This is a genomic window from Roseinatronobacter alkalisoli, from assembly GCF_028745735.1.
In the GTDB taxonomy this organism is placed as follows: domain Bacteria; phylum Pseudomonadota; class Alphaproteobacteria; order Rhodobacterales; family Rhodobacteraceae; genus Roseinatronobacter; species Roseinatronobacter alkalisoli.
On record NZ_JAQZSM010000004.1, the window covers coordinates 108492 to 124229 of the forward strand.

At 59.4% G+C, this 15738-nt stretch carries 13 protein-coding genes; 10 read left to right on the forward strand and 3 right to left on the reverse strand.

The features are described 5' to 3' along the window. Positions 1 to 62: 62 nt before the first annotated feature. Both PUT78_RS06290 and PUT78_RS06295 read left to right on the forward strand, forming a co-directional pair. Positions 63 to 371 carry a hypothetical protein gene (locus PUT78_RS06290; RefSeq protein WP_274351387.1) on the forward strand — a complete coding sequence of 103 codons (309 nt, stop codon included), beginning with the start codon at positions 63 to 65 and terminating at the stop codon, positions 369 to 371. A gap of 92 nt (positions 372 to 463) precedes the next feature. Next, positions 464 to 2890: an ATP-dependent helicase gene (locus PUT78_RS06295; RefSeq protein WP_274351388.1), complete on the forward strand. Its 2427-nt coding sequence runs from the start codon at positions 464 to 466 to the stop codon at positions 2888 to 2890. Between the two features lie 344 nt (positions 2891 to 3234). Here PUT78_RS06295 and PUT78_RS06300 read toward each other — a convergent pair whose 3' ends face one another. Next, the gene (locus PUT78_RS06300; protein ID WP_274351389.1) at positions 3235 to 3447 is read right to left on the reverse strand and encodes a DUF1127 domain-containing protein; all 213 of its coding nucleotides are present in this window, start codon (positions 3445 to 3447) and stop codon (positions 3235 to 3237) included. Between the two features lie 217 nt (positions 3448 to 3664). Beyond that, entirely contained in the window at positions 3665 to 4099 is a 435-nt protein-coding gene (locus tag PUT78_RS06305; RefSeq protein WP_274351390.1) for an HIT family protein, read from the reverse strand. 134 nt (positions 4100 to 4233) lie between these two features. Between PUT78_RS06305 and PUT78_RS06310 the strand changes: the two genes are divergently transcribed. From PUT78_RS06310 to mraY, 8 genes are all read left to right on the forward strand, one after another. Continuing rightward, on the forward strand, positions 4234 to 5304 hold the full coding sequence (locus tag PUT78_RS06310) for an Mrp/NBP35 family ATP-binding protein (protein ID WP_274351391.1): 1071 nt from the start codon (positions 4234 to 4236) through the stop codon (positions 5302 to 5304). Positions 5305 to 6166: 862 nt separating this feature from the next. Beyond that, positions 6167 to 6679, forward strand: coding sequence for a division/cell wall cluster transcriptional repressor MraZ (gene mraZ / locus PUT78_RS06315; protein WP_274351392.1), 513 nt, complete (start codon positions 6167 to 6169; stop codon positions 6677 to 6679). Beyond that, entirely contained in the window at positions 6676 to 7665 is a 990-nt protein-coding gene (rsmH, locus tag PUT78_RS06320) for a 16S rRNA (cytosine(1402)-N(4))-methyltransferase RsmH (RefSeq protein ID WP_420793467.1), read from the forward strand. The genes mraZ and rsmH overlap by 4 nt, the downstream gene beginning before the upstream one ends. A gap of 6 nt (positions 7666 to 7671) precedes the next feature. Further along, positions 7672 to 8043: a cell division protein FtsL gene (gene ftsL / locus PUT78_RS06325; protein ID WP_274351393.1), complete on the forward strand. Its 372-nt coding sequence runs from the start codon at positions 7672 to 7674 to the stop codon at positions 8041 to 8043. Beyond that, positions 8040 to 9836 (forward strand): peptidoglycan D,D-transpeptidase FtsI family protein, encoded by a 1797-nt coding sequence (locus PUT78_RS06330; protein WP_274351394.1) that lies wholly within the window; start codon positions 8040 to 8042, stop codon positions 9834 to 9836. Before ftsL ends, PUT78_RS06330 begins: the two co-directional genes overlap by 4 nt. A 57-nt stretch (positions 9837 to 9893) precedes the next feature. Next, positions 9894 to 11378 (forward strand): UDP-N-acetylmuramoyl-L-alanyl-D-glutamate--2,6-diaminopimelate ligase, encoded by a 1485-nt coding sequence (locus PUT78_RS06335; protein ID WP_274351395.1) that lies wholly within the window; start codon positions 9894 to 9896, stop codon positions 11376 to 11378. After that, complete coding sequence (locus PUT78_RS06340; RefSeq protein ID WP_274351396.1) at positions 11375 to 12814, forward strand: UDP-N-acetylmuramoyl-tripeptide--D-alanyl-D-alanine ligase; 1440 nt, start codon at positions 11375 to 11377, stop codon at positions 12812 to 12814. Before PUT78_RS06335 ends, PUT78_RS06340 begins: the two co-directional genes overlap by 4 nt. A gap of 10 nt (positions 12815 to 12824) precedes the next feature. Further along, positions 12825 to 13910 (forward strand): phospho-N-acetylmuramoyl-pentapeptide-transferase, encoded by a 1086-nt coding sequence (mraY, locus tag PUT78_RS06345; RefSeq protein WP_274351397.1) that lies wholly within the window; start codon positions 12825 to 12827, stop codon positions 13908 to 13910. 370 nt (positions 13911 to 14280) lie between these two features. On the opposite strand, the gene PUT78_RS06350 is transcribed toward mraY, so the two are convergent. Next, positions 14281 to 15627 (reverse strand): NAD(P)-binding domain-containing protein, encoded by a 1347-nt coding sequence (locus PUT78_RS06350; RefSeq protein WP_274351398.1) that lies wholly within the window; start codon positions 15625 to 15627, stop codon positions 14281 to 14283. Between the last annotated feature and the right edge of the window lie 111 nt (positions 15628 to 15738).

The following is a 15738-nucleotide window of genomic DNA, read 5'->3' on the forward strand; positions in this document are numbered from 1 at the left end:
TATACCAGATGTTAAGGAACGGCCCATATGATGATCAGAACTATTCCCATGGGACGGATACGATGCACAGAATCATCAATCACAGTTCGTCGAATGACGTGTTGCAGTGCAGTTCGCATGATACGTGGCATTCCGGCCAGTTGGCGCTGGCGGGTGCCGACGTGGAACAGTGCGCTTTCCCGTGTTGGAAAATGGCGTTTATCGCCAGACCCGAACTGACGGAAATTCTGGAAAAGGCGGTTATTTTGGAAAAAGCGGTGGTTCCGTTGACGGAAATTGCGCGACGGGCAACCAGCCAGACCGGCGACCGGCGCGGGAATAAACTATTCAGATGGGTCATTGGCAGCTTTCGGAATCCGGCGGCCATCTGAACGCTGCGACAATCACGATTTTCCGGCAAGCTGGCGGGAACGTTGGGCGAACATGGCTTTCCCTTTGCAGTGCGTTTCGTTATTGTCGCGCCATGAGCGATTTCAACACTGACCTGCCCCTCTCCGCCCGCGCCATGGCCGCGCGTCCTGCCCCATATCTGGAAGGGTTGAACCCCGCGCAGCGCCAGGCGGTCGAAGCGCTGGATGGTCCTGTCCTTATGCTGGCCGGCGCCGGAACCGGCAAAACCAAGGCGCTGACTGCGCGTATTGCGCATTTGCTGAATTCCGGCCGCGCCTTTCCATCGCAAATTCTGGCTGTGACCTTTACCAACAAGGCCGCGCGCGAAATGAAGCTGCGGGTGGGTGGCTATCTGGGCGAAGCCGTGGAAGGTATGCCCTGGCTGGGCACATTCCATTCCATCAGCGCGAAATTGCTGCGCCGCCATGCCGAACTTGTGGGCCTGAAGTCCAGCTTCACCATTCTGGACAGCGATGACCAGTTGCGCCTGCTGAAGCAGTTGATTGCGGCGACCAATATTGACGAAAAACGCTGGCCTGCGCGGTTATTGGCGGGAATCATCGACCAATGGAAAAACCACGCATGGACGCCCGAACAGGTACCCGCGCGCGAAGCCAGTGCGTTCAACAATCGCGGGACAGAAATCTACGCCGCCTATCAGGACCGGCTGAAAACCCTCAATGCCTGTGATTTCGGGGATCTGCTGTTGCATTGCATCCGGATTTTTCAGGTGCATCCGGATGTGCTGGAAACGTATCAGACACGGTTTCGCTATATTCTGGTGGACGAATATCAGGATACCAATATCGCGCAATATCTGTGGCTGCGGCTGCTGGCGGGCGGGCATAAGAATATCTGCTGCGTGGGCGATGACGATCAGTCGATCTATGGCTGGCGCGGGGCCGAAGTGGGTAATATCCTGCGGTTTGAACGCGATTTTCCGGGCGCAACTGTCGTGCGGCTGGAACAGAATTACCGCTCCACCCCGCATATTCTGGCTGCCGCAGGTCAGGTGATTGCCGGCAATGAAGGGCGTCTTGGCAAAACCCTGTGGACCGAAGCGGAAACCGGCGAAAAGGTGCGCTTGATCGGGCATTGGGATGGTGAGGAAGAAGCGCGCTGGATCGGCGAACAGATAGAGGATTTGCAACGCGGCACGCGCGGGCTTGCCCCGTTCGCGTTGAACCAAATGGCCATTCTGGTGCGCGCCAGCCACCAGATGCGCGCGTTTGAAGACCGTTTTCTGACAATCGGCCTGCCGTATCGCGTGATCGGTGGCCCGCGATTTTATGAACGCATGGAAATCCGTGACGCGATGGCCTATTTCCGGCTGGCGGTCAGTCCCGGTGACGATCTGGCCTTTGAACGGGTCGTCAATACCCCCAAGCGGGGCTTGGGAAGCGAGACCCAGAAGAAGATTCAACGAATTGCCCGTGTAAACGGTGTGCCTTTGGTGCAGGGTGCCGCAATGGCGATCGAGGCGGGCGAGATCAAGGGCAAGGGCGCGGCGCAATTGCGCAGGCTGATTGAAAACATTGCTCGCTGGAATCATTCAGTTTCTGGGACATTTACCCCTTCCACAGTTTCAAACGATGAATTGATCATTGACGACGAAGATGTAGGGGTAGCGGCCCGTGTTTTCGAAAGTGGGGCAAGCGCAGAGTCACATATCGAACTAGCCGAACAGATACTGGAAGAATCCGGCTATACAGAAATGTGGCTGAATGACAAAACGCCCGAAGCGCCGGGGCGGCTGGACAACCTGAAAGAACTGGTCAAGGCGTTGGAATCATTTGAAAACATACAAGGGTTTCTGGAACATATTGCGCTGGTCATGGATAATGACAGCGATGGTTCCGTCGACAAGGTCAGCATCATGACCCTGCATGGCTCCAAGGGGCTGGAATTTCCCGTGGTGTTTTTGCCGGGCTGGGAAGACGGGTTGTTTCCGTCGCAGCGTTCCATGGACGAAACCGGATCGAAAGGTCTGGAGGAGGAACGCCGCCTTGCCTATGTCGGAATCACCCGCGCAGAGCAGCTTTGCACCATCAGTTTTGCCGCGAATCGCAGGGTGTATGGGCAATGGCAGGCACAGATGCCGTCGCGCTTCGTGGATGAACTGCCCGCGGATCATGTTGATATCCTGACGCCGCCGGGCCTGTATGGTGGTGGGGGTATGGCTGCGACAATGGCGCAAAGCAGTGTTGAAGACCGCGCAATGCGGGCCGATGCCTATAATTCACCGGGTTGGCGGCGCTTTCAGGCCGCGCAATCACGCCCGGCCGCGCAGCCGCGCCAAGCGTCGAAGATGGTAATTGACGGGACCGCATTGCCGGTGTTCGAAGAAGGCGCGCGCGTTTTCCACACCAAATTCGGCTATGGGCGCGTGGCGTCCGTTGACGGTGACAAGCTGTTCGTTGAATTCGAAAAATCCGGCCCGCGCCATATCGTGGCAAGATTCGTAGTTCCCGCAGATCAGGCAGATGATCTGCCGTTCTGACGGAAACGCAAACCGGCGCACCAATACTGTTTTAAGAATCAAAAAGGCGGCAGTCCCAGGGAGGAGGAGGGGACTGCCGCCGATTTGCCATGACCCCAGGGAGGAGGAGGGGGCCCGTTGCAATGTTCGGGTCCGTGACCCGATATTCTAGGGATAGAGCAGCCAGGGAGGAGGAGGGCTGCGGTATCCCAACGACCACCACCCAGGGAGGAGGAGAGGGGGTGTTCGTTTCGTGACCGGCTTCTGGCTTTCTGCCATGACCGGAATAGGGTGACGGTGATTGGGGAGGAGGATCAATCACCGTCGCTCTCGGACCCCAGGGAGGAGGAGGGGGTCCAAAACCATTAATTCTCGTATGCGGCCTCGTATGCCAGGCGCGTGATCATGGAGCGGCTGATGCCGAGATCTTCCAGTTCACGGCTGCTCAGGCTGCTCAGCTCATCATGGGTTCGTTTGTAAACCCGGTAGCGCGACATCGAATCTGCTACGCTTTCAACCCAACCCATCAGGTAGGCAACCGGGCGAAAGGAACCTGCATTTGCGGTTATATGTGCCATGTTTTGCCTTCTCTTCTCACTGTGCTGCGGCGAGTGCCGCGTCTTCTTGTGATTGAAGATAGCGATTTGCTGCGCTCGCACAATAGACGATGCTGCAATGCGGCTATGCGCTAGCGACATGTTTACGCTAGGGAAATTTAAAAAATGCCTGAAAATTGGACCATCCGGTCCGGAATTCCGGCGTGCATTGGCGCGAAAGTTGACTTCGCAATGCAGATTAATTGATCAAATGTTCAGAAATAATGGTAGCGGTATCAGTAAGTTCGCGTGCATCCCCTTGCGGGGGCGTGCTGAATGCCGTGGCGCCGTCGTGCAGGTATGCGGATGAGGTCACATCATGCATGTGATGCATGGGAACGACATGGGCATGCGCGTGGGGGACGTGAATTCCGGTATAGAACATGGAAACACGCGGAACTTTGTATATTGCCTTCTGCGCGCGGGCAATTTTCTGGGCGCATGTCGTTATGCGCGTGGCCAGATGTTCGGGCAGATCTTCGAACCAGACATGGTGTGTCTTGGGAATCACCAGGCTGTGGCCTGCGCGGATCGGATGCAGGTCCAGAAATGCAAGGATATGGTCATCCTCATATATCTTGTGGGCAGGCAAGGCCCCCGACGCAATCTTGCAGAACAGACAGTCATGTTGCATCTGGCCCTCCAGCCCTGTGAGATTGTGAATTTTTGCATGGAACAGGGTGCATGACAATTTGCAAACAGCCATGTAAGCCTTGCCGCCATGGCGCGCAAAGCCCATCTCTTCGCGCAAACCCGGAAGGAATTATCATGAGTGTGACACGCGAAACGGTCCTTGATGCCCTGAAACAGATTGATGTGCCCGATGGCGGCGATCTGGTATCGCGCGATCTGGTGCGCGCACTTGTCATTGAGGGGGGCGCGATCCGCTTTGTGCTGGAGGCTGAAAGCGCCGAAATGGCCCAGCGGCTGGCCCCCGCGCGGCAGGCGGCGGAAGCTGCGGTCAAGGCGCTGGACGGGGTGACGCGGGTTTCGGTGGCGTTGACCGCGCATGGCCCCGCGCCAAAGGCAAAAGGTGCCGCGCCGTCGTTGAAAATTGGTGGCCACCCGCGTCCCCAAGGGGACAAGCAGGCGGTGCCCGGCGTGCAACATATTGTGGCCGTGGGGTCCGGCAAGGGCGGGGTGGGCAAGTCCACGGTTGCGTCCAATCTGGCCGTTGCGCTGGCCCGTCTGGGTGTGCGTGTGGGCCTGCTGGACGCCGATATATACGGGCCAAGCCAGCCCAAGATGATGGGGGTGGACCGCAGGCCTGCCTCGCCCGATGGCAAGAAGATCATTCCGCTTCAGGCGCATGGGGTCACGATGATTTCCATTGGCCTGATGCTGAAGGCCGATGATGCCGTGATCTGGCGCGGGCCGATGCTGATGGGGGCGTTGCAGCAACTTCTGACGCAAGTGGAATGGGGTGAGCTGGATGTGCTGATTGTGGACATGCCACCGGGGACGGGCGACATTCAACTGACACTATGCCAGAAATTCGATGTGCGCGGCGCGGTCATCGTGTCCACGCCGCAGGACGTGGCACTGCTGGACGCGCGCAAGGCGCTGCGCGCCTTTCAGACCCTGAAAACCCCGATTCTGGGACTGATTGAAAACATGTCCACCTATATATGCCCCAATTGCGGGCATGAGGATCATATCTTTGGCGAAGGCGGCGTCCGTGTTGAGGCCGAAAAACAAGGCCTGCCCTTTCTGGGGGAATTGCCGCTGAGTGTCGAAGTGCGTCTGGCTGGGGATGGGGGTATTCCTGTCGCTGCGACAGACAGCCCGGTTGCACGCGCGTATGAGCGTATGGCGCAACGCCTGATCGAGGTGATCTAGCGTATTGTCATACCGCGCGGAAACGGGGAGCAGATTGAACCCGGCCTGAAACAGTTGTGGATGTGGGCCACGTTGCGGTCTTTGCGTTGCATCTTGGAAACTCCGACGCGCGTTTCGGGCCGCAAACTGCGCAAGCCGTCACCCCGGGTTGATTGCGCCCCCGGGTCCGCAGATTCAGGGATTGGCCGGGATTGCATGGGACGCATGGAATTTCATGGGAATGGCGCATTTTCCGGCCGGAAAATTCCGTCCCGCACTGCGCCTTCTGATCGCGGACGAATCAACCGCACGTGATTCGGCGTGATTTCAGGTGTTTTCCGGCAGCAATACCTGATGGTCAGCTGCGGTAGGCGCATTTGATTGTTGCTTATGTGCAACGATGAAGTCTTTTCAGAACAGTTTTTCATATTTTATCATCCCTGTTCGCGCATGAGGTGGGATGCCATGGGTGCGCGGCATTTGGGGCGGTTCCTGAAATGTTCACACTATATGTAGTGAATTTTAGAAAATAATCACAGAATGCAGTAGGGTGTAATCCGCCTGCCTATATGTCATGCCCGTATTTTTCAGTTGATTACCATGCAATCCCATGTCATCCCTTTATCCAAGATGAACGGGCAATAAAGGGGCGACCAAAGACCCCGAACGAGGCAAACGGTTTCATACAGGCACCCGCTTTATCTTGAAACAAAACAGATCCGGCGCGCTTGCAGGCAGCATCCCCTCCCCCAAGGACGCACGCGCAAACCGGGCACCCAGCGATGGGACAGTCGGCGGATCGGGCAGTGGCAGCAGCTCGATCCGCCGTTTCCATTTTCAGACCCCATGACGGGGTCCAGAACAAAAAAAGGACCGCCGGGCAGTGGCACGCAGGTTCAGAGGCTCCTTCCACCAGAAGGTGGACAGCAAAGGAAGGGTTTCCATCCCCGCCTCTTTCCGTCGTGTCGTCGAAACCGGCGACCCGGACTGGACAGACGGGCTGCGCCCCAATCTGGTTATTGTCTACGGGCTGGATGACCAGAACTGGCTGGATTGCTATACCGTCAACGCCATCGAGGATATCGAAGAACGCATCGACCAGATGCAACCGGGCAGCGATGACCGCGAAGCGCTGGAATTGCTGTTTCACGGTCTGGCTCAGGATATGCAGATCGACGAGGACGGGCGCATTGTCCTGCCACAGAAACTACGCGACAAGATCGGTCTGGACGGCGACGAAAAGGCGCTGTTCATCGCACTTGGCGACCGGTTCCAGATATGGCGCGAAGACACGTTCGAAGCGACCAAGACCGCCGCAACCCGCGCCTATCTGGCCGATCAGGGACCACGCTTCAACCCGCTGACAAAATTGCCATCGCGTCCAAGTTCACCATGATGGCGCAAGATCAAGCCCCGCATATTCCGGTTCTGATACGCCCCATTCTGGCCCATCTGGCCCCTGTTGCAGGGATCTGGCTGGACGGCACATTCGGGGCCGGTGGCTATGCGCGCGCACTTCTGGACGCGGGCGCTGATCAGGTTATCGGGGTGGACCGTGACCCGCTGGCACTGGATATGGCGCGCGACTGGGCGGACAGCTATGGCGACAAGTTGCGGCTGGTGCAGGGCAATTTTGCGCAGCTTGACACCCATGCAGACGGGCTGTTGGACGGGATTGTCCTGGATCTGGGTGTGTCATCGATGCAGCTTGATCAGGCCGAACGCGGGTTTTCCTTTGGCAAGGACGGGCCGCTGGACATGCGCATGTCGCAATCGGGGCCAAGTGCCGCCGATCTGGTGAACACAGCGCCCGAATCCGTGCTGGCCGATATTCTGTATCATTACGGCGAAGAACGCGCATCGCGCCGGATTTCCCGCGCCATCCTGCGCGCGCGAACCGACGCGCCAGTGACCCGGACCCTGCAACTTGCGGAAATCGTCGCAAGCTGCTTGCCACGCCCCAAACCAGGCCAGAGTCATCCGGCCACCCGCAGTTTTCAGGCGTTGCGCATTGCCGTGAACACTGAATTCGAATCCCTTGTGCAGGGGTTGGAAGCGGCGGAACGCGCGCTGCGTCCGGGCGGCAAGCTGGCGATTGTCAGCTTTCATTCGCTGGAGGACCGCATCGTCAAGCGCTTCCTGCAACTGCGCGCCGGGCAGGGCGGGCGTGCCAACAGATATGCGCCGGAAACCCACACGGAAGCGCCGCGCTTCACCCTGATTGAAAAGCGCGGAATCAGCGCTGATGCCGATGAACTTGCGCAGAACCCGCGCGCGCGATCAGCGCGGCTGCGCATGGCGCTGCGCACTGATGCCCCCGCAGCAAAAGCCGATCGCGCAGCCCTTGGGTTGCCGGGGCTTGCCCTTGAAAATCTGGAATAGGACGCCATGCGAAGTTTTCTGTATTTCCTGACCGCTTTGGCCGTGATTGGCCTTGCCGCCTGGGCCTACCGTGAAAACCACCTGACCCAGCAAGCGATGAATGAACACCGCGCCCTTGAACGAGAGGTCGCAAGCCTTGGCAATGCGATCACCATTCAGCGCACGGAATGGGCGTATCTGAACCGTCCCGACCGGCTGCGCGAATTGGTGGATGTCAATTTTGAACGTTTGCTGCTGGTGCCGATGACCGCCGATCATTTTGGTGAGATAGGGCAGGTGGCGTATCCGTTGCCGGTGCTGCGCAGCGACTATTCCACCGCCGTTGAAGTGTTCGGCACACTTGATGAAGATGCCGTTTCAGAGGAGCGCGAACCATGATTCGCACCCCGCTACGCCCCCTGGCCCGGGTTTTGAAGGCCCGGGAAACCGGTGAAAACCCCGACCATATCGAACAGGAAAACCGCCGGTTGCGGCTGGAATCCATGCGCGACGCGGCACGCAGTCAGGCCGAAGGGCGCTTGCTGACGCTGGCCTTGCTGTTTGTGTGCGGATTTGTGCTTCTGGGGGCCAGAATGGGCCTGTTGGCGGCCACCGAGCCGCTGGAAATGAGCGTGGGCATGGTCGAGGATATTTCCAGCGCGCGCGCTGATATTGTTGACCGCGAAGGGCGTGTTCTGGCCACCAACTTGCCGACGCACGCACTTTATGCCGAAACCCGCCGCATGGTGGACCCGGTGCGCGCCGCGCGTGAACTGGCGCGCATTTTCCCCGATATAGATGCTGATCGGATGGCCGCGCGCTTCACGGACCCGCAGCGGCGTTTCATCTGGATCCGCACCCAGCTTTCGCCCGAACAACAGCAGGCCGTGCATGACATTGGTGAACCGGGGTTGTTGTTCGGCCCGCGTGACATGCGCGTCTATCCCAACGGGCGCATGGCTGCGCATGTCCTTGGTGGGGCGCGCTTTGGTCAGCAAGGTGTGCGCGCTGCGGAAATTCTGGGTGTGGCCGGGACTGAACTGTATTTTGACAGCCGCCTGCGCGACCCCGGACAGTTGCGCGCGCCGTTGCATCTGTCGCTGGACCTGACAGTGCAGGCCACCGTGACAGAGGTTCTGGAAGGTGGCATGCATATGCTGAACGCCAAGGGTGCATCGGCGGTGCTGATGGATGTCTATACGGGCGAAGTGATCAGCCTTGTTTCGCTGCCGGATTTCGACCCGAACCTGCGCCCCGCCCCCCCGACCGAAGGCGAACCAGCCGACAGCCCGTTGTTCAACCGTGCGGTGCAGGGCTATTACGAACTTGGGTCGGTGATGAAAAGTTTCGCTGTGGCGCAAGCGCTGGATGCGGGCACGGTCACCCCCCGGACCATGATCGATACGCGCGGCCCGCTGACTTGGGGACGGTTCCGGATCAATGATTTCCGCAATTATGGCGCGCAATTGTCGGTTACGGATGTGATGGTTAAATCCTCGAATATCGGCACCGCGCGGATCATGCAGGCCCTTGGCGCAGAGGCACAGCAAACATTCCTGCGCAAATTCGGGTTTCTGGACCCCGCGCCGATAGAACTGGCTGAAGCCGCGCGGTCGCGCCCGCTGCTGCCTGACCGCTGGTCGGATCTGTCAGTCATGACCATTTCCTACGGGCATGGCCTGTCCACCAGTCCGTTGGCGCTGGCCGCAGGCTATGCCAGCCTGGTCAATGGTGGCCGCAAGATTCAGCCCACCTTACTGCGTCAGGACAATGTGCAGGCGGGCGAGCAGGTTATTTCATCGCAGACATCGCAGCAGATGCGCCTGTTGCTGCATCAGGTCGTGCAGCAAGGAACGGCCTCTTTCGCGCGCATTTCCGGCTATCCGGTAGGCGGCAAGACCGGATCGGCGGACAAGCCGGGGCCGCGCGGCGGTTATATGAAGGATGCGGTTCTGGCCACATTCGCCAGTGTGTTCCCGTCACATGACCCGCGCTATGTATTGATTGTCACACTGGACGAAGGGGCAGATACAACCGGCCCGGAACCGCGCCGCACCGCTGGCTGGACGGCTGTTCCCGTGTCCGCCGAAATTACGCGCCGCGTGGCACCGCTGCTGGATATCCGGCCCATGCGGCTGGAAGCCGTCAATGCCGCATTTGCCGCCACATCCCTGACGCCTGCGGGGCATTGAACAGCGGTCAGGTTTCAGGCTAACAGGCAGCACTTCCCCCGCAAGGAGTCAACGCGCGTGTCCGATCATCCCCCCCGCCCGCTTTCCGCGCTTGGCCTTAGCCCGACCCGCGGGTCGAATGTGACCGTCAGCGGGCTGGCGCTGGACAGTCGGCAGGTGCGGCAAGGCGCGCTGTTCGCAGCGCTGCCCGGCAGCCGCGTGCATGGGGGTGAATTCATTTCCTATGCGCTGCGCATGGGGGCCGGAGCCATACTGACGGACCGCGAAGGCGCGGCAATTGCGCAGGATGCGTTGGCGGGTTCCGACGTGGCGCTGGTTCTGGCCGAAGACCCGCGCGCGGCCTTTGCGCTGGCCTGTGCGCTGTGGTTCGGTTCCCAGCCCGTGGAAATGGTTGCCGTGACGGGCACGAACGGAAAGACCTCTGTCGCCAGTTTCACCCGCCAGATCTGGGCGCTTCTGGGACATGAGGCAGTGAATCTGGGCACGACAGGGGTTGAAGGCAGTTATTCCGCCCCCCTTGCCCATACCACACCGGACCCGATTACGCTGCACCGCCTGCTGGCGGAAATGGCGCAGGCGGGGGTCACCCACGCCGCAATGGAAGCATCGTCGCACGGGCTGGACCAGCGCCGCCTTGACGGGGTGCGTTTGCGGGCGGCGGCATTTACCAACCTGACGCAGGACCATCTGGATTATCATGGCACGATGGATGCCTATTTCGCCGCCAAGGCGCAGCTTTTCGACCGGTTGCTGCCCGATGACGGCGTGGCCGTCATCAATATGGATGACCCGCGCGGCGCTGAAATTCTGGCCATTGCCGAAGCGCGCGGGCAGGGCACGCTGACGGTTGGGCGCAGCCGGGATGCGGATATCGTGCTGCTTGGTCAGCGTTTTGAGGCAGCGGGCCAGACAATGCGCTACAGCTATGCTGGCCAGACCTATCAGGAACATCTGCCGCTGATCGGCGGGTTTCAGGCTGAAAATGTGCTGGCCGCTGTCGGGTTGGTGCTGGCCTGTGGTGATGACCCTGACGAAGTGGCGATGCGCCTGTCGCGTCTGGACGGGGTGCGCGGGCGGATGCAGCTTGCGGGCACGCGCGCGAATGGTGCCCCTGTTTTTGTCGATTACTCCCATACGCCCGCTGCGCTGGAAGTTGCGCTGCAAGCGCTACGCCCGCATGTCATGGGGCGCCTGATCGTGGTCTTCGGTGCTGGCGGTGACCGCGACAAGGGAAAGCGGCCATTGATGGGCAAGGCAGCGGCGGAAAACGCTGATATCGTATATGTGACAGACGACAACCCGAGATCCGAAAACCCCGCCCAGATCCGTGCCGAAGTTCTGCATGGATGCCCGGACGCACATGAGGTACCGGACCGCGCAGAGGCCATCTTGCGTGCTGTTGATGCGCTGGGACCGGGGGACGCGCTTCTGGTTGCGGGCAAGGGGCATGAAACCGGGCAGATCGTTGGTGACACGGTCTATCCCTTCGATGATGTGGAACAGGCGAGTGTGGCCATCGCCGCCCTGGAGGCCCGCGCATGACCCTTTGGACAGCATCCGACGCCGTGCGCGCGACAGGTGGACAGGCCAGCACTGACTGGCAGGCCAGTGGTATTTCGATTGACACGCGCAGTCTGAAAGAAGGGGATCTGTTCATCGCGCTGAAAGCCGCGCGCGACGGGCATGACTTTGTGGCACAGGCCCTGAACAAGGGTGCCGCGGCTGCCATGGTTGACCATATTCCCGAAGGCGTGCCGGATGATGCGCCACTACTGGTCGTGCCCGATGTGATGGCCGCGCTGACTGCGCTGGGTGCGGCCGGGCGCGCGCGCAGCAGGGCACGGGTTATCGCAGTGACCGGGTCTGTGGGCAAGACATCGACCAAGGAAATGCTGCGCGACATGCTGTCCGGTTTTGGCAAGACCCATGCCGCAGAAGCGAGTTTCAACAATCATTGGGGGGTTCCCGTCACGCTGGCCCGGCTGGCCCCGGACGCGGATTTCGCTGTGATCGAGATCGGCATGAACCAGCCGGGCGAAATTGCGCCATTGGCGCAACTGACCCGCCCGCATGTCGCCATGATCACCACAATCGCCCCCGCCCATCTGGAAGCGTTTGAGAATATCGACGGCATTGCCCATGAAAAGGCAAGCATTTTCAATGCCCTTGGCGCAGAAGGTCATGCAGTTTTTCCCTGCGACCTGCCGACAAGTCCGATCCTGCGCGATGCGGCCATGCAGTCGGGGGCGACGATCTGGTCTTTCGGCTATGGGTCTGATCGCGTGCGCCCGGCAGATATGACCCAGACCGAAGCCGCATTGGTATTGCGCGCGCATGTCGGGGATATGCGCGTTTCGGTCCGGCTGGCCAATGCGGGGGCGCATTTCGGCATGAACGGGCTGGGTTGTCTGGCTGTTGCGCAGGCATTGGGGCTTGATCTGGCGCGCGCCGCCCTTGGCCTTGGGCATTGGCAGCCCCCCGCCGGGCGCGGGTTGCGCCAGACCATTGTTCTGGATTCGGTCGAGGAACTGGGTTTCACCCTGATTGACGATGCCTTCAATGCGAACCCCGCATCACTGGAAGCCGCGCTGGAGATGCTGGCGAAAATCACCCCTGCCCAGACCCAGACCGGTCGTCGTGGCCGTCGCATCGCCATTCTGGGCGATATGCTGGAACTTGGCCCGGACGAGCAGTCCCTGCATGAAGCGATTGCGCAATACCCTGCCATCGCCGCAGTTGATCTGGTGCATTGTGTCGGCCCGCGCATGGCGGCCTTGTCGCGCAGGTTGCCACTGCGTCAGCGTGGGCGTCAGGTGGCGCAGGCCGATGATCTGACAGGCCTGGTGCATTTGCTGGTCGCGCCGGGGGATGTCGTTCTTGTAAAGGGGTCCAAGGGAAGCCTTGTGTCCCGCGTCGTCGACGCATTGCGCAATCTTGCCGTGGCAGAGCCGGGCAGCCGCGCACACCGGAAAAGCTGAAGGAAGCACCATGTTCTATTTCTTGACTGAATTTGCGGGCACATTGCCGGGGTTCAACCTGTTCCGGTTTATTACGGTGCGCGCGGGTGCGGCCTTTTTTACGGCGCTGATTTTCGGGTTTGTCTTTGGCAAGCCGTTGATCGACATGCTGAAGCGGCGCCAGTCCAACGGCCAGCCCATCCGCGAAGATGGCCCCGAAAGCCATTTGTTGACCAAGACCGGCACACCGACAATGGGCGGGCTGCTGATCCTGTCTGCGCTGACAGTCTCAACCCTGCTTTGGGCGCGGCTGGACAACCCCTATGTGTGGATCGTGCTGCTGGTGACGGTTGCGTTCGGTGCTATCGGTTTTGCCGATGATCTGGCCAAAGTGTCCAAGGGCAATGTCAAAGGCGTGCCGGGCCGCGTGCGGCTGGGGCTTGGCGTGCTGATCGGCGTGCTGGCCAGTGCGGCGGCGATGTATGTTCATCCCGAAGACCTGCAAGGCCATCTGGCAGTTCCGGTGTTCAAGGAAGTGCTGCTGTCGCTGGGGTGGTTCTTTATTCCTTTCGGGGCGTTTGTCATTGTGGGGGCTGCGAATTCGGTCAACCTGACGGACGGGCTGGACGGGCTTGCCATCATGCCGGTGATGATTGCTGCGACCACGCTGGGGGTGATTGCCTATGCGGTCGGTCGGGTGGATTTCACGGCCTATCTGGATGTGCATTATGTGCCGGGCGTCGGCGAATTGCTGGTATTCACGGCAGCGCTCGCCGGTGGGGGGCTGGGGTTCCTGTGGTATAATGCACCACCCGCTGCGGTATTCATGGGTGATACCGGGTCACTGGCGCTGGGCGGCGCGCTGGGGGCGATTGCGGTTGCGATAAAACATGAAATCGTTCTGGCAATTGTCGGTGGTATTTTCGTGGTTGAAACGCTGTCGGTCATCATTCAGGTGCTGTATTTCAAACGCACCGGAAAACGGGTTTTCCTGATGGCACCCATTCACCACCATTTCGAAAAGAAAGGCTGGGCAGAGCCGCAGATTGTCATCCGCTTCTGGATCATTGCGCTTGTGCTGGCGCTGATCGGGCTGGCGACACTGAAAGTGCGCTGAATGGGTTAGGGTTGCCTGCATCGGGGAACACGGCGGCTGAAGTCTGTCGCGAAAACCTGAGAGCAGCAAGGTCGGGCAGTTCCGAGCTGAAACGGGTGCTGGATCGCAAAGGCGCGGAGAAAGAGCCGCAGGTGGCCTGAAGCGGACGTTGGTTCTCGGATCAAGCCCGCGCCAGCGGTGGGCCGGGGACTGCCGGTCCGGCGTTCAAAGAATGCAGTTTATGCAGGCGGCATACTCCGGCATCAAAGGCTTGAATTGACGCTGGCGGTATCGGCAGGCCGCGGGACGGCCCGCCGATGGTGCGGCGGCCTTACGGCCTTTGCTCCGCACCTTTGTGTATCCCCTTCAGGCCAAGAAAAGTTCCTGACGTTCAACTACGCAGATAGGCTTCCATGCTGTCGTCCAGCGCGTCTTTCCACGGTGTGTGGTGGACAGGGGCCATTGTGCCGGTGATGACGGATTTGTAGCTGTTGTTGCGAAAGCCCATGATGTCCTTGGCCTTGTGCTTTTTCCATTCAAAGAACGCATCACAGGCCCCGTCAATATCGAAGGACGGGTAGTCGGTTTCGGCCACCAGTTCCTTCACGTAATCCGCCTGATAGCGGATTGCATATTTGGTGTCCTCTCCTGCGTCCTCAAGGGTTTCGCGGTTGCGCACATCGTCCAGAAGGGCCTGTTTGTCGGCGGGAATCGCGATTTTACCCATGATGGCGTCGCGCACCCACCAGGCCTGAGCGTCGAACATGTTGAAGGTGAACCACTGGTCCTGCATGCCAAGGTAGAACAGTTTGGGGTTATGCACCCAGACCACCCCTTTATACAGATCCGCGGTTGCCAGCCGGTTGGCAGTTTTCAGGCGCAGGTCATCGGGCAGGAAGCTGAAGAAATGCTTGTAGCCGGTGCACAGAATGATCGCATCTATCTGTTTCGTGCTGCCATCCTTGAAATAGGCTGTGTTGCCGTCCACGCGGTCCAATGCGGGCTTTTCTTCCCAGTTTTCGGGCCAGTTAAACCCCATCGGCGCGGATCGGTAGCAGGAAGTAATTGATTTCGCGCCATATTTCCAGCATTGTGACCCGATGTCTTCGGCGGAATAGGACGCGCCCATAACCAGAATGTCCTTATCCGCGAATTCGCGTGCATCGCGGAAATCATGGGCATGCAACACCCGGCCGTTGAACGTTTCAAACCCCGGATAATGTGGGACATTCGGCACTGAAAAATGCCCCGATGCGACGATCACATGATCGAAGGTTTCGGAATAGACGTGATCGGTGGAATGGTCATGGACCGTCACGGTAAACAGGCCGGTGGCGTCGTCATAGGCGACCCAGCGTACCGCGGTGTTGAAGCGCACCCAGTCGCGCACGCCCGCTTTATTCACGCGCCCTTCGATATAGTCGAACAGCACCGCACGCGGCGGGTAGGACGCGATCTGTTTGCCGAAATGTTCTTCAAAGGAATAATCCGCGAATTCCAACCCTTCTTTCGGGCCGTTGGACCACAGGTAGCGATACATCGAACAATGGACCGGTTCGCCGTTTTCATCCAGCCCCGTGCGCCAGGTGTAATTCCACAACCCACCCCAGTTATCCTGTTTCTCAAAGCAGGTGATTTCGGGGATATTTTCGCCTTTCGCTGCTGCGGACTGAAAGGCGCGCAGCTGTGCAAGGCCCGAAGGGCCAGCACCGATAATGGCAATACGTTTTGTGGTCATGACATGCTCCATGTTGGCGGGGAACCAATTATAAGTCTGGTTTGAACCAAATTTGTGCCAGATAGAACCAATCTGTCAACCAAATTTCACCACAGGGATAAATATTTTACC

Excerpts from the sequence above, each read along its gene's own strand:
- PUT78_RS06290 (WP_274351387.1), top strand. The coding sequence starts at position 63 with ATGCACAGAATCATCAATCACAGTTCGTCGAATGACGTGTTGCAGTGC.
- PUT78_RS06295 (WP_274351388.1), top strand. The coding sequence starts at position 464 with ATGAGCGATTTCAACACTGACCTGCCCCTCTCCGCCCGCGCCATGGCC.
- PUT78_RS06300 (WP_274351389.1), bottom strand. The coding sequence starts at position 3,447 with ATGGCACATATAACCGCAAATGCAGGTTCCTTTCGCCCGGTTGCCTAC.
- PUT78_RS06305 (WP_274351390.1), bottom strand. The coding sequence starts at position 4,099 with ATGCAACATGACTGTCTGTTCTGCAAGATTGCGTCGGGGGCCTTGCCT.
- PUT78_RS06310 (WP_274351391.1), top strand. The coding sequence starts at position 4,234 with ATGAGTGTGACACGCGAAACGGTCCTTGATGCCCTGAAACAGATTGAT.
- rsmH (WP_420793467.1), top strand. The coding sequence starts at position 6,676 with ATGATGGCGCAAGATCAAGCCCCGCATATTCCGGTTCTGATACGCCCC.
- ftsL (WP_274351393.1), top strand. The coding sequence starts at position 7,672 with ATGCGAAGTTTTCTGTATTTCCTGACCGCTTTGGCCGTGATTGGCCTT.
- PUT78_RS06330 (WP_274351394.1), top strand. The coding sequence starts at position 8,040 with ATGATTCGCACCCCGCTACGCCCCCTGGCCCGGGTTTTGAAGGCCCGG.
- PUT78_RS06340 (WP_274351396.1), top strand. The coding sequence starts at position 11,375 with ATGACCCTTTGGACAGCATCCGACGCCGTGCGCGCGACAGGTGGACAG.
- mraY (WP_274351397.1), top strand. The coding sequence starts at position 12,825 with ATGTTCTATTTCTTGACTGAATTTGCGGGCACATTGCCGGGGTTCAAC.
- PUT78_RS06350 (WP_274351398.1), bottom strand. The coding sequence starts at position 15,627 with ATGACCACAAAACGTATTGCCATTATCGGTGCTGGCCCTTCGGGCCTT.